At 36.3% G+C, this 20,713-nt stretch carries 17 protein-coding genes, 9 tRNA genes, 2 rRNA genes and 1 riboswitch (1 of these 29 cut by a window edge); of the genes, 22 read left to right on the forward strand and 6 right to left on the reverse strand.

Going from position 1 to position 20,713, the window contains the following annotated elements; translation table 11 throughout:
• The 18 genes from AC0OM3_RS13060 to glmS all read left to right on the forward strand — a co-directional run.
• Positions 1-184 (forward strand): 23S ribosomal RNA (locus tag AC0OM3_RS13060) (it extends 2,739 nt beyond the left edge of the window).
• Between the two features lie 90 nt (positions 185-274).
• A 5S ribosomal RNA gene (rrf, locus tag AC0OM3_RS13065) occupies positions 275-390 on the forward strand.
• A 9-nt stretch (positions 391-399) separates the two neighbouring features.
• Positions 400-474, forward strand: a tRNA-Asn gene (locus AC0OM3_RS13070).
• Positions 475-478: 4 nt separating this feature from the next.
• A tRNA-Thr gene (locus AC0OM3_RS13075) sits at positions 479-551 on the forward strand.
• Positions 552-575: 24 nt separating this feature from the next.
• Positions 576-650 (forward strand) — tRNA-Glu (locus AC0OM3_RS13080).
• 5 nt (positions 651-655) lie between these two features.
• A tRNA-Val gene (locus AC0OM3_RS13085) sits at positions 656-731 on the forward strand.
• A gap of 17 nt (positions 732-748) precedes the next feature.
• A tRNA-Tyr gene (locus AC0OM3_RS13090) sits at positions 749-832 on the forward strand.
• 65 nt (positions 833-897) lie between these two features.
• Positions 898-972, forward strand: a tRNA-Gln gene (locus AC0OM3_RS13095).
• Between the two features lie 5 nt (positions 973-977).
• Positions 978-1,050, forward strand: a tRNA-Lys gene (locus AC0OM3_RS13100).
• An 8-nt stretch (positions 1,051-1,058) separates the two neighbouring features.
• Positions 1,059-1,130, forward strand: a tRNA-Gly gene (locus AC0OM3_RS13105).
• Between the two features lie 7 nt (positions 1,131-1,137).
• Positions 1,138-1,210 (forward strand) — tRNA-Ala (locus tag AC0OM3_RS13110).
• Positions 1,211-1,327: 117 nt separating this feature from the next.
• Positions 1,328-2,473 carry a glycerate kinase gene (locus AC0OM3_RS13115; protein ID WP_000869591.1) on the forward strand — a complete coding sequence of 382 codons (1,146 nt, stop codon included), beginning with the start codon at positions 1,328-1,330 and terminating at the stop codon, positions 2,471-2,473.
• A gap of 210 nt (positions 2,474-2,683) precedes the next feature.
• Entirely contained in the window at positions 2,684-3,577 is an 894-nt protein-coding gene (gene rocF, locus AC0OM3_RS13120) for an arginase (protein ID WP_000711575.1), read from the forward strand.
• A 248-nt stretch (positions 3,578-3,825) separates the two neighbouring features.
• The gene (cdaA, locus tag AC0OM3_RS13125) at positions 3,826-4,647 is read left to right on the forward strand and encodes a diadenylate cyclase CdaA (RefSeq protein WP_001115697.1); all 822 of its coding nucleotides are present in this window, start codon (positions 3,826-3,828) and stop codon (positions 4,645-4,647) included.
• Positions 4,640-6,127: a CdaR family protein gene (locus tag AC0OM3_RS13130; RefSeq protein WP_000359592.1), complete on the forward strand. Its 1,488-nt coding sequence runs from the start codon at positions 4,640-4,642 to the stop codon at positions 6,125-6,127. Before cdaA ends, AC0OM3_RS13130 begins: the two co-directional genes overlap by 8 nt.
• Positions 6,120-7,466: a phosphoglucosamine mutase gene (gene glmM / locus AC0OM3_RS13135; protein ID WP_000521476.1), complete on the forward strand. Its 1,347-nt coding sequence runs from the start codon at positions 6,120-6,122 to the stop codon at positions 7,464-7,466. Before AC0OM3_RS13130 ends, glmM begins: the two co-directional genes overlap by 8 nt.
• Positions 7,467-7,754: 288 nt before the next feature.
• Positions 7,755-7,940 (forward strand): hypothetical protein, encoded by a 186-nt coding sequence (locus AC0OM3_RS13140; protein WP_474212086.1) that lies wholly within the window; start codon positions 7,755-7,757, stop codon positions 7,938-7,940.
• A 12-nt stretch (positions 7,941-7,952) separates the two neighbouring features.
• Complete coding sequence (glmS, locus tag AC0OM3_RS13145; RefSeq protein WP_000334163.1) at positions 7,953-9,755, forward strand: glutamine--fructose-6-phosphate transaminase (isomerizing); 1,803 nt, start codon at positions 7,953-7,955, stop codon at positions 9,753-9,755.
• Positions 9,756-9,893: 138 nt separating this feature from the next.
• On the opposite strand, the gene AC0OM3_RS13150 is transcribed toward glmS, so the two are convergent.
• Positions 9,894-11,045 carry a DUF3994 domain-containing protein gene (locus AC0OM3_RS13150; RefSeq protein WP_002163817.1) on the reverse strand — a complete coding sequence of 384 codons (1,152 nt, stop codon included), beginning with the start codon at positions 11,043-11,045 and terminating at the stop codon, positions 9,894-9,896.
• Positions 11,046-11,633: 588 nt separating this feature from the next.
• Here AC0OM3_RS13150 and AC0OM3_RS13155 point away from each other — a divergent pair.
• Positions 11,634-13,598 carry a S9 family peptidase gene (locus AC0OM3_RS13155; RefSeq protein ID WP_474212087.1) on the forward strand — a complete coding sequence of 655 codons (1,965 nt, stop codon included), beginning with the start codon at positions 11,634-11,636 and terminating at the stop codon, positions 13,596-13,598.
• 107 nt (positions 13,599-13,705) lie between these two features.
• Positions 13,706-14,272 (forward strand): DUF4256 domain-containing protein, encoded by a 567-nt coding sequence (locus AC0OM3_RS13160; RefSeq protein WP_000147399.1) that lies wholly within the window; start codon positions 13,706-13,708, stop codon positions 14,270-14,272.
• 72 nt (positions 14,273-14,344) lie between these two features.
• On the opposite strand, the gene AC0OM3_RS13165 is transcribed toward AC0OM3_RS13160, so the two are convergent.
• A complete protein-coding gene (locus AC0OM3_RS13165; RefSeq protein WP_000236365.1) occupies positions 14,345-14,851 on the reverse strand; it encodes a DoxX family membrane protein in 507 nt (168 codons plus the stop codon).
• A 395-nt stretch (positions 14,852-15,246) separates the two neighbouring features.
• Between AC0OM3_RS13165 and AC0OM3_RS13170 the strand changes: the two genes are divergently transcribed.
• Positions 15,247-16,023 carry an SDR family oxidoreductase gene (locus tag AC0OM3_RS13170; protein ID WP_000609968.1) on the forward strand — a complete coding sequence of 259 codons (777 nt, stop codon included), beginning with the start codon at positions 15,247-15,249 and terminating at the stop codon, positions 16,021-16,023.
• A gap of 37 nt (positions 16,024-16,060) precedes the next feature.
• Here AC0OM3_RS13170 and AC0OM3_RS13175 read toward each other — a convergent pair whose 3' ends face one another.
• The 4 genes from AC0OM3_RS13175 to AC0OM3_RS13190 form a co-directional block, all read right to left on the reverse strand.
• On the reverse strand, positions 16,061-16,729 hold the full coding sequence (locus tag AC0OM3_RS13175; RefSeq protein WP_000527154.1) for a methionine ABC transporter permease: 669 nt from the start codon (positions 16,727-16,729) through the stop codon (positions 16,061-16,063).
• Entirely contained in the window at positions 16,704-17,744 is a 1,041-nt protein-coding gene (locus tag AC0OM3_RS13180; RefSeq protein ID WP_000571620.1) for a methionine ABC transporter ATP-binding protein, read from the reverse strand. The genes AC0OM3_RS13175 and AC0OM3_RS13180 overlap by 26 nt, the downstream gene beginning before the upstream one ends.
• 12 nt (positions 17,745-17,756) lie before the next feature.
• Positions 17,757-18,569, reverse strand: a complete 813-nt coding sequence (locus tag AC0OM3_RS13185; RefSeq protein WP_474212064.1) for a MetQ/NlpA family ABC transporter substrate-binding protein — start codon at positions 18,567-18,569, stop codon at positions 17,757-17,759.
• An 85-nt stretch (positions 18,570-18,654) separates the two neighbouring features.
• Positions 18,655-18,769: riboswitch (SAM riboswitch) on the reverse strand.
• Positions 18,770-18,848: 79 nt separating this feature from the next.
• Positions 18,849-19,757: an NAD(P)-dependent alcohol dehydrogenase gene (locus AC0OM3_RS13190; RefSeq protein ID WP_089149718.1), complete on the reverse strand. Its 909-nt coding sequence runs from the start codon at positions 19,755-19,757 to the stop codon at positions 18,849-18,851.
• A gap of 157 nt (positions 19,758-19,914) precedes the next feature.
• On the opposite strand from AC0OM3_RS13190, the gene AC0OM3_RS13195 reads away from it, so the two are divergent.
• Entirely contained in the window at positions 19,915-20,679 is a 765-nt protein-coding gene (locus AC0OM3_RS13195; protein ID WP_000713525.1) for a DUF6612 family protein, read from the forward strand.
• The last annotated feature ends 34 nt before the right edge of the window (positions 20,680-20,713 follow it).

Here is a 20,713-nt window from a genome sequence, read left to right on the forward strand (position 1 = left end):
TGGGTAGCTATGTGCGGAAGGGATAAGTGCTGAAAGCATCTAAGCATGAAGCCCCCCTCAAGATGAGATTTCCCATAGCGTAAGCTAGTAAGATCCCTGAAAGATGATCAGGTTGATAGGTTCGAGGTGGAAGCATGGTGACATGTGGAGCTGACGAATACTAATAGATCGAGGACTTAACCATATAATATGTAGCAATGTTATCTAGTTTTGAAGGAATATGCATTAAAATTTCTTCTTGACATTTCGAAAGAAATGTTTATAATGATAAAAGTCTGGTAATGATGGCAGAGAGGTCACACCCGTTCCCATACCGAACACGGAAGTTAAGCTCTCTAGCGCCGATGGTAGTTGGGACCTTGTCCCTGTGAGAGTAGGACGTTGCCAGGCTAATATTATTCCGCAGTAGCTCAGTGGTAGAGCTATCGGCTGTTAACCGATCGGTCGTAGGTTCGAGTCCTACCTGCGGAGCCATTATGCTTCCATAGCTCAGCTGGTAGAGCACTTCCATGGTAAGGAAGAGGTCACCGGTTCAAGCCCGGTTGGAAGCTTGGGAATAGGTTTAAAACTTTTTTGGCCCGTTGGTCAAGTGGTTAAGACACCGCCCTTTCACGGCGGTAACACGGGTTCGAATCCCGTACGGGTCACCACTTTTGGAGGATTAGCTCAGCTGGGAGAGCACCTGCCTTACAAGCAGGGGGTCGGCGGTTCGATCCCGTCATCCTCCACCATATATATTTAAAATGTCGGAGGGGTAGCGAAGTGGCTAAACGCGGCGGACTGTAAATCCGCTCCTTCGGGTTCGGCAGTTCGAATCTGCCCCCCTCCACCATTTTCTTTAAAATAACCTGAGAGGGTTTATTTTTTTGAAAAGATAACCATACTAGTAAATATTAATGGGCTATAGCCAAGCGGTAAGGCAACGGACTTTGACTCCGTCATGCGCTGGTTCGAATCCAGCTAGCCCAGCCATTTACGAGCCATTAGCTCAGTTGGTAGAGCATCTGACTTTTAATCAGAGGGTCGAAGGTTCGAGTCCTTCATGGCTCATCATTTTTGCGGAAGTAGTTCAGTGGTAGAATACAACCTTGCCAAGGTTGGGGTCGCGGGTTCGAATCCCGTCTTCCGCTTAATTAAGGGGCCTTAGCTCAGCTGGGAGAGCGCCTGCCTTGCACGCAGGAGGTCAGCGGTTCGATCCCGCTAGGCTCCATCTAAATAAAAAAGCTTACATCATATGATGTAAGCTTTTTTTGTGTTCAAAAAGACAACTTTTATACTTGTCGTTTAAAATGAAGAAAACGTAAAAATAAGGGATGGGGAGATAATTGTGAAAGTTGTTATTGCATCTGATTCATATAAAGAAAGCCTAAAAGCTATAGAAGTATGTGGAGCTATTGAAAGAGGTTTTAGAGCAATTTTTCCTAATGCAGAGTATGTGAAAATACCAATTGGAGATGGAGGAGAAGGGACGGTTGAATCACTTGTTGATGCTACAGGGGGGAGAATTATATCAATTAGTGTGACAGGACCGCTTAGAGAAGGTATACAAGCTTTTTATGGCATTTCTAAAGATAAAAAGACAGCGTTTATTGAAATGGCAGCAGCATCAGGATTACAGCACGTTCCAGTTGAAAAGCGCAACCCACTTATTACAACGACAAAAGGAACAGGAGAACTTATATTACATGCGCTAGATCAAGGAGTGGAGTACATAATTTTAGGACTTGGAGGAAGTGCTACAAATGATGGTGGGACAGGTATGTTAGCAGCTTTAGGAGTAAGATTTATAAATGACAAGGGTGAAGTAATAGATCCATCTGGAGGCACATTACATTCGATTGTTGCTATTGATTTTTCACGAATGGACCCCCGCTTAAAGGGGGTAAAGATAGAAGCGGCATGTGATGTGGATAATCCATTAGTCGGAATGCAGGGAGCATCTTTCATATTTGGGAGACAAAAGGGTGCAAATGTAGAGATGATGAAAGAGCTAGATGAGAATTTACAACATTATGCGAATATGCTTAAACGATATGTATCTTTTGATGTATCTGAAATACCTGGTGCAGGGGCAGCGGGAGGAATGGGAGCGGCTGTTATTTCAGTGTTAAAGGGAGACTTGCGGAGAGGCATTGAAATTGTATTAGATTATACAAATTTCGATAAACATATAGAAGATGCAAATCTCATTATAACTGGTGAAGGTAGAATAGATAAACAAACTGCATATGGAAAGGCTCCTGTGGGTGTTGCGGGGCGTGCAAAACGTTTTTCTGTGCCTGTAATTGCTATTGGAGGGTCTGTATCACCTGATTATTCAGCTGTGTACGAGAAAGGAATAGATGCGGTATTTAGTATTACAACGAGACCGATGACACTAGAAGAAGCATATAAAGTAGCAGAAGAAAATATTGAAATGACAACAAAAAATATTGCAACAGTATGGAAAATAGCATCAGAAAAACACTTCTAAATGTAGGAGTGTTTTATTATTATTATTTAATAATAGTGATTGCGATTGTTTCATTAAGTTAACTTTATACATAGAATAGTTTTAAAATTTGGTTTTCAGTATAAATATAAGTGAATAAATTGTATATCCATACAGAAAAATGTCGAGTTGAGTCAGACTATATAAAAGATTTAAAATATTTAGTGAAGGCATAAAAGGGGGATACTATCTATGAAAAAAGAAATCTCAGTTATTGGAGTTCCAATGGATTTAGGACAGATGCGTCGTGGAGTTGATATGGGACCGAGCGCGATCCGTTATGCAGGGGTAATTGAAAGAATTGAAGAAATTGGATATGAAGTTAAAGATATGGGAGATATATGTATAGAGAGAGAAAAAGAGATAGATGAAAATACAAAATTAAGAAACCTTACACAAGTTGCAACTGTATGTAATGAATTAGCAAGTAAGGTGGATCATATTATAGAAGAAGGTCGTTTTCCACTTGTATTAGGTGGTGACCATAGTATTGCTATCGGTACATTAGCTGGTGTAGCAAAACATTATAAAAACTTAGGCGTTATTTGGTATGATGCACACGGTGATTTAAATACAGAGGAAACTTCACCATCTGGAAATATTCATGGTATGTCACTTGCAGCAAGTTTAGGTTATGGACATTCTTCACTTGTAGATTTATACGGAGCATATCCAAAGGTGAAAAAAGAGAATGTCGTAATTATCGGTGCGCGTGCATTGGATGAAGGAGAAAAAGATTTCATTCGCAATGAAGGTATTAAAGTGTTCTCAATGCATGAAATTGATCGTATGGGGATGACGGCTGTTATGGAAGAAACAATCGCATATTTATCTCATACTGATGGTGTACACTTATCATTAGATTTAGACGGTCTTGATCCTCATGATGCACCAGGTGTTGGAACGCCTGTAATTGGCGGTCTATCTTATCGTGAAAGTCATTTGGCGATGGAAATGTTAGCAGAAGCTGATATTATCACATCTGCTGAATTTGTTGAGGTAAATACGATTTTAGATGAGAGAAATAGAACGGCAACAACAGCAGTTGCTTTAATGGGTTCTTTATTCGGTGAAAAACTAAAATAAATGTAAGAAAAGCAACTGAGAAGTTGCTTTTTTTATTTGAAAATAGGCGTATAATAATGATTTATATTATACTGTACAATAAAAATGTTTGACATCTTACCAATTTGAGCTAAAGGGGGTTGTTTGTAATTGTCGTTTGTTTCATGTATGGTATAATTAACTAGTTGTTGGAAATACATACAGATAGAGCATAAAACAATATTTCAATATATGGATAGAATTGCTCGTAAGTAGGAGGAAGGGATAGCATGCCTTTTGAAGATACGACCATTTTGAAATATCTTAGTACGGCATTAGATATTGCCATTGTATGGTTTATTATATATAAGCTAATTCTTATAATCCGAGGGACGAAAGCTGTTCAACTTTTAAAAGGGATTACAGTTATTATCGTCGTTAAGATGATCAGTATTTTCCTTGAATTGCGTACGCTATCTTGGCTAACTGAACAAGTATTAACGTGGGGATTTTTAGCCGTTATTATTATCTTTCAGCCAGAATTGCGAAGAGCACTTGAGCAGCTAGGGCGCGGAAGCTTATTTTCGCGTGTTGGAACGCATGAGGATGATGAACCTGAAATGGTTGCAACAGCGATAGCAAAAGCAACCGAATATATGGGGAAACGTAGAATTGGTGCATTAATTACTTTGTCAAAAGAGACCGGTATGGGTGATTATGTGGAAACGGGTATTCCGCTGAATGCAAACGTATCATCGGAATTACTTATTAATATTTTTATTCCAAATACACCTCTTCATGACGGAGCGGTAATTATGCAAGGAAGTACAATTAAAGCAGCAGCATGCTATCTTCCATTATCAGAAAGTCCGTTTATTTCTAAAGAATTAGGAACTAGACATCGTGCTGCAATGGGAGTTAGTGAAGTTACTGATAGTATTACAGTAGTTGTGTCTGAAGAAACTGGTCAAATTTCTTTAACGAAAAATGGTAAGTTGCATCGTGATTTGAAGACAGAACAGCTGAAGGATATGTTATTAGCTGAATTTAGTGGAAACGAAAAAACGACTTCTTCGTCTTTATGGAATTGGAGGAGAAAGCGTCATGGATAAGTTAATGGAGAATCATTGGTTTTTAAAAGGGATCTCATTACTATTGGCGTGTATGCTTTTTATGTCAGCGACGTTAACTGAAAAAAATACGACATCAGGTATATTACCTTTTGCAAATGATACGAAAGAAACATTAACTAATTATGCTATTAATCTTAAGTATGATGAGGAGAAATATATTGTAAGTGGTATTCCAGCAGAGGGCGTTAAGGTGAAATTAGAAGGCCCAAAAGCATCAGTTGCTACAGCAAAAGCAAAAAAACAATTTGATATACCGATTGATTTGCGAGATAGTCCAAAAGGAACTTATGAGATTTCTTTAAAAACGAACGGGCTTCCAGATGATGTGAAAGGAACAGTTCAGCCATCAACAATTAAAGTTACTCTGCATGAAAAGGCGAGAAAATATGTTCATGTAGATCTGAAATTATCAAATGAGGATCAGATGCCAGCGGGGGCTACACTAGAAAAATCAAGCCTTAAACCGGATACTGTTGAGGTAGTTGGGACGAAAGAAGAAATTGAAAGTATTTCATCTGCCAAAGCGTATGTTGATTTAAAAGGTGTTAATAAAACTGTTACAAAAACGCCCGAAGTTACATTATACAATAAAGAAGGAAAACGTTTAAATGTAAGAACAAGTCCATCTAAGATTAGTGTAACGTTGAATGTGGCAATGCAAACTACAGCCAATAATACTGAAAAAACTGTTCCTGTAACGTATACGAAGAAGGGGAGTTTAGCAGAAGGATTGGCAGTTACAAATATCAGTGTTGAGCCGAGAGAAGTAACGATAGCAGGTCCAAAAGATATTTTGGATAATATACAATCGCTAGAGGGGGTCGAAGTAGATCTTAGTCAATTGACAGAGTCTACAACATTCGATGCCTCTGTTTTATTACCCAAGGGTGTAACAAGTGCAAAACCGAATCAAGTGAAGGTTTCGGTGGGAGTGCAAAAAACAAAACAAACGAAAACAAAAACGATTGATGGTATCCCAATCCAGAAAAATGGACTTTCTAAAGATGTTACTGCTCAGCTACTTTCGCCGCAAGATGGAAAGATAAGTGTTGATATTTCAGGAGAAGCAAGTATAGTAGATAAAATAACAGCTGCTCAAATAACAGCGGTAATTAATCTGCAAAATGTATCTCCAGGAACGAAAGATATTTCCATTCAAGTGAGTGGTCCTGGTAATATTTCAATAGAACCAAAACAAAAAAGTGCTAAAGTTACTATTGTGAAGAAAGAAAAACCAGATAAAGAAGTACAGGGTAACGGTCAACAACCGGATTCAAACACCGATCAAGAAAATCAAAATGAGAAACCAAAAAATCCTGAACCTGATTCAGAAAAAGAACAGGAAAAGAATCAAAACCAAAACCAAAATCAAAATCAAGATAAAGAAACGAGTCAAGAACCAACAGTAGATAATCACAATCAAAAAGAGCAAGAAAAAGGAGCGAATCATAATGGGTAAATATTTTGGTACAGATGGAGTACGCGGAGTTGCAAATAAGGAGTTAACACCTGAATTAGCTTTCAAAATTGGACGTTTTGGTGGTTATGTATTAACAAAAGATACAGATCGTCCAAAAGTAATCATCGGTCGTGATACACGTGTATCTGGCCATATGTTAGAAGGAGCTTTAGTAGCAGGGCTATTATCAACTGGAGCAGAAGTAATGCGCCTTGGCGTTATTTCTACACCGGGGGTTGCTTATTTAACAAAAGCACTAGACGCACAAGCGGGTGTTATGATTTCTGCATCTCATAATCCAGTACAAGATAACGGTATTAAATTCTTTGGTTCAGACGGCTTTAAATTAACAGATGAGCAAGAAGCTGAGATTGAAGCTTTATTAGACAAAGAAGTTGATGAACTACCACGTCCGACAGGTACTAATCTTGGACAAGTGAGCGATTACTTTGAAGGTGGACAAAAATATTTACAGTACATTAAACAAACTGTTGAAGAAGATTTCTCCGGCCTACATATCGCTTTAGATTGTGCACATGGTGCAACTTCTTCTCTAGCTCCATACTTATTTGCAGACCTAGAAGCTGATATTTCAACAATGGGAACTTCTCCAAATGGTATGAATATTAATGAAGGTGTAGGATCTACACATCCAGAAGGTTTAGCTGAATTGGTAAAAGAAAAAGGAGCGGATATCGGACTTGCTTTTGATGGCGATGGCGACCGTTTAATTGCTGTAGACGAAAAAGGAAACATCGTTGACGGTGATCAAATTATGTTCATTTGTGCGAAGTATATGAAAGAAACTGGTCAATTAAAACATAATACAGTTGTTTCAACTGTTATGAGTAACTTAGGTTTCTACAAAGCACTTGAAGCAAATAATATTACAAGTGATAAAACAGCAGTTGGTGACCGCTACGTAATGGAAGAAATGAAGCGCGGAGGTTACAACTTAGGTGGAGAACAATCAGGCCATATTATCTTACTTGATTACATTACAACTGGTGATGGAATGTTAAGTGCACTTCAACTTGTAAACATCATGAAAATGACGAAAAAGCCATTATCTGAGCTTGCAGGAGAAATGACGAAATTCCCACAATTGCTAGTAAACGTTCGTGTAACAGATAAAAAATTAGCATTAGAAAACGAAAAAATTAAAGAAATTATTCGTGTTGTAGAGGAAGAAATGAACGGTGATGGCCGTATTCTTGTTCGTCCATCTGGAACAGAGCCACTTATTCGTGTAATGGCAGAAGCACCAACACAAGAAGTTTGTGATGCATATGTACATCGCATTGTAGAAGTTGTGAAAGCTGAAGTTGGCGCTGAATAATTAGCTGAATTTATATGAAAAAGGAGCACAAAAAGTGCTCCTTTTTCATATGTTTTATAGACAATGAAAAAAATTTCATTGACGGTTTATCCATGTTTGTTATAAGATGGTCTTGTTCTTTTTCTCAAAGGAAATATTGTAAATTATAAAAGCGCCAGAACTACAAATAGTGTAGTTGACGAGGTGGGGTTTATCGAGATTTCGGCGGATGACTCCCGGTTGTTCATCACAACCGCAAGCTTTTACTTAAATCATTAAGGTGACTTAGTGGACAAAGGTGAAAGTGTGATGAGAGAAGAGGAACGGATGGAAACTAGCTGTATAAGTATATACGGACTTAAACCCAATCGAGAGGAAGGTGAAAGCCGTTACAAGCTTACAGGGCTAGCAATATGTAATCCGTTTTTTAGTATAAATAAAAATGGTATCGGACTATGTCGTTACATGTTCGCAGAGCAGTGTAAGCATTTGTAACGGCGACTAAACATGTGTGGAATCGTAGGATTTATTGGAGAGCAAGATGCAAAGGAAATTTTATTAAAAGGTTTAGAAAAGCTAGAATATCGTGGATATGATTCAGCAGGTATTGCAGTACAAGCAGAGAACGGTGTTGTTGTATACAAAGAAAAAGGCCGTATCGCAAAACTTCGTGAAATCGTAGATGAGAACGTAGCAGCAAGCGTAGGTATCGGACACACACGCTGGGCTACACACGGTGTTCCAAGTAAAGTAAACGCGCATCCGCATCAAAGTACATCAAAACGCTTTACATTAGTTCATAACGGTGTAATTGAAAACTATGAATTAGTGAAAAAGGAATATTTACAAGATGTAACGTTCGTAAGTGAAACAGATACAGAGGTTATCGTACAGCTTATGGAACAACAAGTGAGCACAGGATTAAGTGTAGAAGAAGCGTTCCGTAATACACTATCTCTTTTACATGGCTCTTATGCAATCGGATTACTTGATGCTGAAAATCCAAACATGATTTATGTTGCTAAAAACAAAAGCCCGCTATTAGTAGGTGTTGGTGACAACTTTAATGTTGTGGCAAGCGACGCTATGGCGATGTTACAAGTTACAGATCAATTTATTGAGTTAATGGATAAAGAAATCGTAATTGTAACGAAAGAAAGTATTACAATTAAAAACTTACAAGGTGAAACGATTGAACGTGCACCGTTTACAGCGGAATTAGACGCAAGTGATATTGAAAAGGGAACATATCCTCATTTCATGCTTAAAGAAATCGATGAGCAACCACTTGTAATCCGTAATATAATTCAAAAGTATCAAGATGAAAATGGCGAAATTGAATTAAATCAAGACATCCGCAATGCGATTTTAGATAGCGATCGTATTTACATCATTGCATGTGGAACGAGTTATCATGCAGGTCTTGTTGGAAAACAATTTATCGAGAAGTTTGCAAAAATGCCAGTTGAAGTACACGTGGCAAGTGAATTCTCTTATAACATGCCATTATTAACAGAAAGACCATTCTTCATTTACATTTCACAAAGTGGTGAAACAGCTGATAGCCGTGCAGTACTTGTGCAAACAAATGAAATGGGCCATAAAGCCTTAACAATTACAAACGTGCCTGGTTCTACACTTTCTCGTGAAGCTGATTATACACTTCCGTTATACGCTGGACCAGAAATTGCAGTTGCATCAACGAAAGCTTACACAGCACAGCTTGCAGTACTTTCAATTTTAGCAGCTGATATTGCTAAAGCAAAAGGTGAAGTTCTTGATTTCGATTTAACACACGAACTAGGACTTGTAGCAAATGCAATGATAGAACTTTGTGATCAAAAAGAAGAAATGGACGCATTAGCAAAACAATTTTTAGCAACAACGCGTAACTGTTTCTTCATCGGACGTAGCGTAGACTTCTACGTAGGATTAGAAGGCGCGTTAAAACTAAAAGAAATCTCTTACATCCAAGCAGAAGGATTCGCTGGAGGAGAGTTAAAACACGGTACAATCGCTTTAATTGAAAATGGTACACCAGTTATTGCACTTGCTACACAAGAGCACGTAAACCTTGGAATTCGTGGTAACGTGAAAGAAGTAGTAGCACGCGGAGCTAACCCATGTATCATCTCAATGAAAGGCTTAGAAATGGAAGGTGACAGCTTCGTATTACCAGCTGTACACGAAGCACTAGCACCGCTAGTAGCAGTTATTCCATTACAACTTATCTCATACTACGCAGCACTTCACCGCGAGTGTGACGTTGATAAGCCACGTAACTTAGCTAAGTCTGTTACTGTTGAGTAGGACGTTGGTAGGTTAATAAATATAGTATGCGTTTGAAATAAATTTTGATAGTTTATAAAAAAGTCTGATCGTTTATAATAAATTAAAACTAAGAAAAAAACTCTGTAAAAATCATTTTACAGAGTTTTTTTTAGTTATTTATTGTTTTACATAACAAATTGTTACTTGTTCGTCTATGTGGAAAATCTGTAATGCTTTACCATCTAAATTTTTAACCTCATATGATGAATAAATAGGTCTTTCCAATTTCACTTCTTGACCATTTTGAGTTCCTTTTTCCACCATTAGCGTTAACTGATGGGAAGAAACGTCTGCTTGGTATGTTCCTGTTAAGTAATTATCTTTATTTGGATAAGAACCATTTGCATATGTTTCAAATGTCTTATCTGCTTTTAGGACTAACGTAGTTTTGACTCCGTCTCCGTAATCAATACCCCAATTACCTACAAGCTCTGTACCGTCTTTATAGTTGTTCTGTACATTCTTAAACTTAGCGGAATCCTCGTCTGGTGTATCAATTTTTCCTTTGAATATACCAGTTTTATCTTGGGTACTGTATGTTTTAACTGTATTACCACTAGATAAACTCGGTGAGTTAGAAGAACTAGTACCACTTGTTGTAGAAGTAGTTGTTGAACCACCCTTAGCTTCCGCTTTTAACTTATCAAATACAGGTTTCCAAATGCGTTTTGCTTCATCTAATTTATTGTTTGCTTTATCTATGATTGCATCATCCGTATCTTTAAGTGTTTTAGAGTAATCAAATAACTTCGATACTTCTTTGAAAGACTCTTTTAACTTTTGAACAGCTTTTACAATTTCCTTATGGTCTTCCTTGTATTTTCCTGGTGCATCTATACGCTCTATTTTATTAAATACTTTATCTAAGTCTTTAATACTATCTCGTACCTCTTCATTTGACTTACTTCCCTTTTTATTATCCCTTACAGAAGCATCATAGTAATCTAGACGTCTTAATAAGTCTTCTTCAATGTCTACCATAAGTTGTGGGTAATCCTCAGGTAAAACCATAATCATCTTAACATCTTTACTTTCTTCTTTCGAGTTAGTTGATTTTTCCTTTGTTTCAGATGATTTACTTTCTGACTTAGTTGAACTTGTTCCTTCTGTCGTAGTTTCTTTACTTTCTTGTTTACCAGATTCAGCATTTGTTTTTTCTTTTTCTCCAAATAAACTAGTTACACTACAAGCTGACATAGAAACTACTAATCCGGATGCTAGTAAAATTTTACCTGTACTCTTTTTGAAATTCTTCATATGATTTTTCAATTCTCCCTCTAAAAACATAAAATAGATGTGCTTTAGCCCCTTTAAAACTAAAAAACATACCCCTTCTATATTTATTTTATAATACCTTTCTATGTGTAATGTTTTACAATTAATTACAGATGCAGTCAAAGTTTATCTTAGTTTAACGATGTTCATAAAAAAGATGCGAAGCTTTATTCCTTCAAGTAAAGATTCTAAGTGAGTTTTGATTAAAATTTTTTTATAAAAATCTCATACTTAGTTAAAAAGAGTAATTCTATTTTGATCAATCGTTTTTTCAAAATGGATTTTTTTGTTGTTAAATAAAGATTTGTGACTTCATTTTTATCAAATTTTATTCCAAACCAACATATAGTTATAGCTTTAAAATAAACTTACAAATTTGTATCTAAAAGGGGTGTTTTTGTGTCGAAAAAGAACATCTAGAATTGGTAAGCGGATAGAACCCTATAGATTAAAGTTTTACTTTATCGAATTCACTTTTATTTATCTGAATTTTCCATTATCATTTTAAGTATTCGTGAACAATTTCCTTTATTACGACAAAAAGAGACGAGAGATTTATGGACATTTCAAGGGGGTATATTGATTAAAGTGAATGAAAAAACATATTTAAGTATAGAAGAGATTATTTCATTACCAACCTTATCAAGTACAAACATAAGTGATGATGGTAAAAACGTAGCATTTGTTAAGAAGACGGCTGATTGGAAAGAAAATACATATAGGAATCATGTATGGATATATGAAAAAGATAAGAAGCAGAGTTACCCATTATCAAATGGGGATATAGATAGTACACACCCATTATGGTCTCCAGATGCTAGGTGTATCGCATATCTTAGTCCAGTTGGTGATGGGAAAAATCAGATATTTGTTAAGTCACTAGATGGTTATAGAGAGGTTCAAATTACTGATGAGAAAGAAGGAGTCAGTACATTCAAATGGGGTCCTACTGGCAAGGGTCTTTATTATGTTACGCAGTCAAAAGAATGTGAGGAGATAAAGAAACGTAAGGACCTATATGGAGATTTTCAACATATAGGTAAGGAACACCAGAATAATTGTTTATATTACATTGAAATAGAAAAGGTGATACAAAGTGATACAGATGAACAAGAGAACAGAGTTGTTTATCAATTAACGGATGGTAAGGATTTTCATATCCATGAATTTGATATTTCAAATGATGGTAAAAAGGTTGTATTTATGGCGACACCAAGCTCAAATATGGAAGATTATATAAATGGAGATCTATACATACTCCATATTAAAGCTGGAGAGCTACAAAAGCTGAATGTGAATAAGTTGTTGGGAGGGAGTGTTTGCTTTTCTCCTGACGGCAGTAAAATATGTTACACAGCAAGCATAAGAGAGAAGGATTACTATAGAAACCATATACAAGATAGTACGTTAGAGATATATGATATAAATACCGGAGAGCTAATTCAACTTTTAACAGATTTTGATAGTACGGTTATGCCATTACAGTGGACAGCTAAAGGGGTTTTAATTAGGTGGCAGAATAAAACGAATTATCTTATTGGATTGCTAGCCGAAGATGGCACTGTGGAAATATTAAGCGAAAAAGTAGATGGCTTTATAATGGATGCTTCTATAACAAAGGATGACAAACATATATCCTACAATAAGGCAATAACAAATGAAACCTTTGAAATCTATTTAGACGATAAAAAAATAACGAATGAAAATAGCTTTTTCAAAGGGAAACTTAGAAGTAACAGGGAAATCATCTCATGGAAAAGTAGCGATGATCTTGAAATAGAAGGTGTTTTATCAACGCCAGTAGAGTTTGACACTAATAAAAAATATCCTTTATTAGTAGTAATTCACGGCGGTCCGGCTTGGGCATCTTTTCCGATATTTTCAGACTGCTTCAATGAGAAATATCCGATTGAACAGTTTATTGAAAAAGGCTTTATCGTTTTAGAACCAAATTACAGAGGAAGTTCAGGTTATGGTAATGAATTTTTAAAAGCTAACTATAGAAAACAGGGGATTGCTGACTACGATGATGTTATATCTGGAGTGGATGAACTAGTAGAAAAAGGGATGGTAGACAAGGATAGGGTAGGAGTTATGGGATGGAGCAACGGTGGATATGTATCAGCTTTCTGTTCTACATTTAGTAGTCGATTTAAAGCTATTTCAGTTGGCGGTGGAATCACTAACTGGAGTACCCATTATGTAAATACAGATATACCTTACTTTATTAGAATGTATTTAGGAAATACTCCATGGAATGATCCAGAGATATATACGAAGACATCACCTATGACGTATATTAAATCAGCTTGTACGCCTACCTTAATTCAACATGGGGAAAAGGATGCAAGAATTCCAATTACAAATGCATATGATCTATATCAAGGATTAATGGATATGGAAGTTGATACAGAATTAATTATATTTAAAGGAATGGCATATAGTTCTGACCAACCAGGAGTTCATGTAGCTATTATGAAGCAGAACTTGATGTGGTTTTCACACTATATTCTTGGAGAGAGTATGGAGGGTTTTAGGACTTTGTAATGGGTGTTTGTACAAGACATAAGGTTGAAACGGTCTTCATATTGAGATGATTTATTATAAAATATATACTTAAACTACTATCAGTACATACATTAGGGAGGACTAATATGACAGGGAATAAAAATGACTTACTAGTAGAAAAACGTGAAGAGTTATTGAAAGTATTGCAAGTTCGTTTTGAGAAAAACATGAACCGCCATGAAGGTCTTGAATGGGCTAAAGTTGAAGCGAAGATAGAAGGTAATGCTGAAAAATTATGGTCACTTAACGAAATGGAAGTAACTGGCGGTGAGCCGGATGTTGTCGGTTATGATGAAGAAAAGGACGAATATACTTTCTATGATTGTTCAAAGGAGAGTCCTAAAGGTCGCAGAAGTCTTTGTTATGATCTTGAAGCGTTAGAATCAAGAAAAAAACATAAACCAGAAAATAACGTTATTGATGTTGCCAATGCTATGGGCATTGAACTATTAACGGAAGAACAATATCGGGAATTGCAACAACTTGGCGATTTTGACATGAAATCATCAAGTTGGGTACAAACACCTTCAGATATTAGAGAACTCGGTGGTGCTCTATTTTGCGATTATCGTTTTGGACATGTTTTCGTGTACCACAATGGAGCAGACTCTTACTATGCTGCCAGAGGTTTTCGTGGCTCGTTAAAAGTTTAAATTAGGATAAATAAGAAAAAGAGCCTATATTCAGGCTCTTTTTCTTATTTATATTTTAAAAGTAAACTGTTACTACGCAGTTTTACTTAATTTATATGTTCCGTGGTTGTTTTTACGGAAAAGTTTAGGGAAAACAGAGCCATCTAATCCAATACGTCCAGCGTTCTGCCCTGCAACTAAAATGAACATAGTCAAAATAAGCAGGTTTGGGTTTACACTAACAGTTCCACTTAATAAAAATGAAAGATTCATTATGATTCCGAAAAATGCAGCTGTTTTTGTTAGTCCGCCTAAAATTAAACCTAGACCTACTAAAATTTCTCCCCATTGAACTAAAAAGCTAAATAGGTCTGCGTTTGGAAGGACAAAATGTTGAAGAAAATCTGCCCACCAACTTTGTACTGCAGGGTGGTCACCAGATGCTTGAGCAATAGCACCCTTTAGAAAGCCACTTGCGTCAAAAGATTGTCCGAAGACTTTGCCTATCCCAGCAGCGAGCCATGTATATCCTATGTAAAGCCGTAAAAGTAATAATATGAAAGTAGCACGTTTATCAGTTCTTAAAAAATTGATAACCATTGAAATCCCTCCAATATTGTATTTACAAGTTTATTATATATCCATTGTGAAAAAATTCACAATGGATATAATGTGAACAAGGATAGGCTGTGAGTAATTGTTTTATTTTTTGTAACATTTTATCTGTTTTGGTAAACTAAGAATAGAGATATATGGAGAGGAGACAACGACTCAATATGTGGATGAACTTGTAATGATTAGAAACTACTAGATAGATGAATTTTTCTCTCATAAGCGAGGGTTTATTTAGTTATCTGTAAATCATTCAAGGAATGCATATTTGGCTTGTATATCCTTTTTGTAAGGATAGATACCTATTTTATGTATCTGTCTTTTTTGTGGGAAAGTTTATATCTCTTATATAAAATATGCGTCCTTTAAATTTGGAGGAGTATATGATAAACCAATTAAAAAATAAGGTAGCAGTTATTACAGGGGTAAGTCGTCTAGATGGTATAGGCGCAGCGATTTGTAAAGAATTAGCTGAATCAGGATACGATATATTTTTTACGTATTGGACAGCTTACGATAAAGAGATGCCTTGGGGCATTGATGAAAATGAACAAATACAATTAGAAGAAGAGCTATTACAAAAAGGTGTTAGAGTATCGAGTATGGAGTTAGATTTAACTCAGAATGATGCACCGAGAGAGCTTATAAATAGAGTTACTGAACAAATTGGATACCCTCATATATTAATTAATAATGCAGCGTATTCTACGAATAATGATTTCTTTAATTTGACTGCTGAAGAATTGGATAGGCATTATATGGTGAATATTCGTGCGACTACATTGCTCAGTAGTCAATTTTCCCGGGGATTTGATAAGAAATCTGGTGGTAGAATTGTGAATATGACTTCGGGGCAATTTCAAGGTCCTATGGCAGGAGAACTAGCTTATGCGACAACGAAGGGAGCTATTGATGCTCTTACTAGTACGTTGTCAGCAGAGGTAGCTCATTTAGGAATAACAGTGAATGCAATTAATCCAGGACCAACCGATACAGGATGGATGACTGAAGAGATAAAACAAGGGTTAAAGCCGATGTTTCCTTTTGGCAGAATTGGTGAGCCAAGGGATGCAGCTAGACTCATTAAATTTTTAGTAAGTGAAGAAGCTGAGTGGATTACTGGGCAAGTTATTCATTCAGAAGGTGGATTTAAAAGATAAAAAGAAGGTATCTCACCTTGGTGAGATACCTTCTTTTTTAATCTTTCTTCAGTCTTCGTGCAACACCATTCCCTAAAGATTGTAATCCTTGAACGAGGATAATTAAAATAAAGACCGTTGCATACATTACTTCAGGCTCGTAGCGTAAATGTCCGAAGCGGTATGCTAAATCCCCTAATCCGCCAGCACCTACAAGGCCAGCCATTGCTGTTGCGCCAATTAAGCCAATTGTTGCAATTGTTAATCCAAGTACAAGGGAGGGACGAGCTTCTTTCACCATGACGTGCCAAATGATTTTTATAGTAGAGACTCCCATCGCTTGGTAGGCTTCAATGACACCGCGATCGACTTCTAGTAAAGCTGTCTCCATTAAACGTGCGATATAAGGGGCTGTGAAGACGACAAGCGGTACGATAACACCTTGCACGCCAATGGATGTTCCCATTAGAAACTTTGTAAAAGGCAAGATAAAGAATAATAGAATGATAAATGGAAGAGAGCGAATAACATTAATAACCGTATTAAGAATAGGATAGATGATTTTATTTTCACGCTGCCCACCAGGTCTCGTTAAAACAAGTGTGACGCCAAGTGGCAGTGCAATAAGGATCGAGATGAGTAATGAAATAGATGTCATTTGAAAGGTTTGGATTGTGGCTTCCCATATGACTTTACCCCATTCATCCAAAAAGGACTTGTTTCCCATAATCTGTTCTACCTCCTTCTACGATGATTCCTTGCTCTTGTAAAAATGATAAAGCACGGTGGATTTCATTTTGTTCCCCTTGCATATGAACGACTAGTTTCCCATATGCTTCATGTTTTAACTGCGTAATATTACCGGATAAAATATTCGGATACACTTGGAAACGTTTTGTGGCAACGGCTAAGGCAGGTTCCCCTGAAGTAGTGCCAATAAATGAAAGTGTTACAATTTCTCCAGTACGTTGTAGTTCTTTCTGTACCTCTTCTGGAATTTTCGCTGCAAATGCGCTATTTACAAATTTCTTCGTTGTTACATGTTGTGGGTTTGTGAAAATATCTTTTACAGTTCCACTTTCGACTACAGATCCATGTTCCATAACAGCAACGCGGTCACATATACGCTGGATGACATTCATTTCATGTGTAATGAGTAAAATCGTAATTCCGATTTCTTCGTTAATCTTTAATAGCAAATCAAGGATAGAATCGGTTGTTTCTGGATCTAATGCGCTCGTTGCTTCATCACTTAATAACACTTCAGGTTCATGTGATAGCGCACGAGCAATTGCAACACGCTGTTTTTGACCACCAGAAAGTTCGCTTGGATACGCATCTTTTCGATTAAAAAGATCGACAATGCGTAAATACTTTTCTACTCTTTTTTCAATTTCTGCTTTTGGAATGCCAGCAAGCCGTAACGGTAATGCGATATTTTCATAAACGGTAACAGTTTTAAGTAAATTGAATCCTTGAAAGATCATTCCGATTTTTTGTCTCGCTTTTGCTAGTTCTTTTGTCGATAACGTTGTTAAGTCTTGTTCGTTTACAATGATATTTCCTGTCGTTGGTTTTTCTAATAAATTTACACATCGAATCAATGTACTTTTACCAGCGCCACTATACCCAATGATTCCAAATACCTCGCCTTTTTCTACTTTAAGGGAAGTAGACTTAAGAGCCTCAACATTCCCTTTTTTTGTTGTAAATACTTTGGATATGTTTTGTAATTCAATCATTATCGTCAGCTCCTACCAAGATGGTAAAATTGAACCATCAAATTTTTTCTCGATAAACTCTTTTACTTCTTTAGATTGATAAGCTTTCTTTAATTTATTTACAACGGCATCATCTTTATTTTCAGTACGAACAACAACCCAGTTCACATATGGTGAATCTTTTCCTTCGCGGAAAATAGAATCTTTCGCTGGACTTAATTTTGCACCTAATGCAAAGTTTGTGTTAATTGCAGCTGCTTTCACTTCACTTAGTTGCGTTGGTAATTGAGATGCCTCTAATTCGACAATCTTTAATTTTTTTGGATTTTCAATTACATCTTTTGCAGTCGCTTTTTCTGTAGCCTTTGGATCAACTTTTAAAACCCCTGCTTTTTCAAATAATTTTAAAGCTCGAAGTTCATTTGTTGGGTCATTTGGTACAGCAATTGCGTCGCCCTCTTTTAAATCTTTTACATCTTTTACATCTTTAGAATATACGCCCATAGGGAATGTTACTGTTGAAAATACTTCAGTTAATTTCATATTGCGTTCAGCTTTAAATACATCTAAATAAGATTTCGTTTGGTAGCTATTTACATCAAGGCTTTTTTCATCTAATGATACGTTTGGCGCTACATAATCATTAAATACTTTTATATCAATTTCGAGACCATCTTTTGCTGCAACTTCTTTTACCTTTTCAAAAATTTGTTCATGTGGTCCACCTGTTACACCGACAGTAATCTTTTTCTCGTCTAATGCTTTTACCTCTTTATTTGAACTCACGCTACATGCGCCTAATAACAATACTGCTCCGCTTACAATGCTTAATAATACCTTTTTCATCTATAAATCCCCCTTCATATACGTTCCAAAATAAAAAGCACCTCCCAAAAATAAGAGAGGTGCCGAATAGACGAAATAGATTCCTCTCTTATCTTCCAAAACGAAAAATCGTTTTGCAGGAATTAGCACCTTAGCTTATACGTCATAAGCTCGGTTGCCGGGCATCATCGGGCCAGTCCCTCCGCCACTCTTGATAAGAGTATGTGTATGTAGTTTTGAATATGGTACTAATAGTAAATCGTACAAAAAGAATTGTCAATAATATTTTCAGAATATATTTTATTTTAAGGTAATCGAAACGTTTCCCTTTTTATGTCCTTTTTCTACATATATATGAGCTTCAGCAATTTCTTCTAATCGGTAAGTTCTATCAATAACAGGTTTTAGCTTTTCTGTTTCAGCTAGTTGTTTTAGCAGGTTCATATCTTCTTTACTGACCTTTGCCATCATTCCGTTCACAGATACATATTTTCCATTAGGCATTAATGCATCTGTACAAAGAGACTTTTTATATTTTCCAACTGCATCAAATATAATATCGTAGTGCTCGCCCTGCTTAGTAAAATCTTCTTTCATATAATCAATTACGTTGTCTGCCCCTAATGTTGTTACTAAATCGAAATTCGAACTACTACAAATGGCTGTGACAGTCGCCCCGAAGTATTTAGCAAGTTGTATGGCAGCTGTCCCTACTGACCCAGAGGCGCCGTATATAAGTACTCGTTGCCCTTTTTTTATCTGTCCTTTTCTAAGGAAGTGTAATGCTGAAGTTCCGCCAAAAGGAATAACGGCAGCTTCTTCATATGTCACATTGGTAGGTTTTAATGCTATTAATCCACTTTCATGCACGCATGTGTATTCCGCATAACCACCAAGGTTTAGTTCTGTTAATGCAAAAACTTGATCTCCCTTTTTAAATTGTGTTACATCTGTTCCAATGTCTTCGATTTCACCGGATAACTCTACGCCAAGTATAGGTTTTCTCGGTTTTCTGAAACCTAATATGATCCACATAGGAATCCAAAATAAGGGGGGGCTATTAAAGCCACGTATTCTACAATCTCCAGTCGATACACTTGTTGCGTGAATTTTAACTAATACTTCATTTTTTTTAGGTTTAGGCTTTTCTACATTTTGAAGCTGGAGAACATTAGGTGGTCCATACTTTGTGCAAATAATAGCTTTCATAATGACCTCCTGAAATGAGTTGTTATTATTTACAACATATTTAAAGTTTTTCTCAAACATGTTGCTATATAGAAAATAAATTTAAAGAGGAATATTAAGAATTATATGGATTTCATAGGAAAAGAGATGATATTATTTTTGGGGAGGAGGGGATGTTATGAAAAAATTTATTTTAATTTCAAGTTTAGTACTTGCAGTCGGTCTAGGAGTAGGGTGTAGTAATGAGAAAACAAAAAAGACTGATGAACCGAAAAAAGAAGTTGTGCAGAAAGAAAAGGAATTAACAGCGAAGGATGTTTTTAATAAAGCGAATGAAGCTTTTAAAAACGAAGAAAATGTAACGATGACATATGATGTGGGAATAAAGGCTGAAGGAACAGAGATGAATGTAATAAAGGCTAAAATGCAACTAGAGCCGAAGAAAAAAAATTCTCGTTCTGAAATGAATGTTTCTGGTACAGAGGTTGTTGTTTATGATGTGGGTGGCAAAATTGCTGGTCAGTTAAAAAATCCTAATACGGGTGAAATTATGTCTGTACCAGAGGAACAATTGAATGCTAACGGAATGAACGCGACTCAAGGAATGGTAGATAATTTAGAGATTCCATCGGAAATTTTAAATAAAGTGAAGATGGAGAAAAGTGGAGATAATTATAAGCTGAAGTTTGCATTAAAAGGGCAAGAGACAGAGAGTATGCTAGCTAGTATGGATGAAAAGCAGAAACAAATGCTACAAGGCCAAAATGCAAAGATAGAAGAAATAGATGGGGAATATATTATTACAAAAGAATTTAAATATGAATCAGCAAAGATAGATATGGTTATGAGTAGCAATGGTGAGGATAAAGCGCACATTATTACGGATGCAAAGTTTACATCGTATGATAAATTTGATCCAATACAATTGCCAGCAGCAAAGTAATCACTGTCAAGAGAGGTACCTGAAAGAACGGGTA

Source organism: Bacillus sp. FAU20 (genome assembly GCF_056033865.1).

Bases quoted from the DNA above. Each gene is read 5' to 3' on its own strand.
- rocF (WP_000711575.1), top strand. From the start codon at position 2,684: ATGAAAAAAGAAATCTCAGTTATTGGAGTTCCAATGGATTTAGGACAG.
- cdaA (WP_001115697.1), top strand. From the start codon at position 3,826: ATGCCTTTTGAAGATACGACCATTTTGAAATATCTTAGTACGGCATTA.
- AC0OM3_RS13130 (WP_000359592.1), top strand. From the start codon at position 4,640: ATGGATAAGTTAATGGAGAATCATTGGTTTTTAAAAGGGATCTCATTA.
- glmM (WP_000521476.1), top strand. From the start codon at position 6,120: ATGGGTAAATATTTTGGTACAGATGGAGTACGCGGAGTTGCAAATAAG.
- AC0OM3_RS13140 (WP_474212086.1), top strand. From the start codon at position 7,755: ATGAGAGAAGAGGAACGGATGGAAACTAGCTGTATAAGTATATACGGA.
- glmS (WP_000334163.1), top strand. From the start codon at position 7,953: ATGTGTGGAATCGTAGGATTTATTGGAGAGCAAGATGCAAAGGAAATT.
- AC0OM3_RS13160 (WP_000147399.1), top strand. From the start codon at position 13,706: ATGACAGGGAATAAAAATGACTTACTAGTAGAAAAACGTGAAGAGTTA.
- AC0OM3_RS13165 (WP_000236365.1), bottom strand. From the start codon at position 14,851: ATGGTTATCAATTTTTTAAGAACTGATAAACGTGCTACTTTCATATTA.
- AC0OM3_RS13170 (WP_000609968.1), top strand. From the start codon at position 15,247: ATGATAAACCAATTAAAAAATAAGGTAGCAGTTATTACAGGGGTAAGT.
- AC0OM3_RS13175 (WP_000527154.1), bottom strand. From the start codon at position 16,729: ATGGGAAACAAGTCCTTTTTGGATGAATGGGGTAAAGTCATATGGGAA.
- AC0OM3_RS13180 (WP_000571620.1), bottom strand. From the start codon at position 17,744: ATGATTGAATTACAAAACATATCCAAAGTATTTACAACAAAAAAAGGG.
- AC0OM3_RS13185 (WP_474212064.1), bottom strand. From the start codon at position 18,569: ATGAAAAAGGTATTATTAAGCATTGTAAGCGGAGCAGTATTGTTATTA.
- AC0OM3_RS13190 (WP_089149718.1), bottom strand. From the start codon at position 19,757: ATGAAAGCTATTATTTGCACAAAGTATGGACCACCTAATGTTCTCCAG.
- AC0OM3_RS13195 (WP_000713525.1), top strand. From the start codon at position 19,915: ATGAAAAAATTTATTTTAATTTCAAGTTTAGTACTTGCAGTCGGTCTA.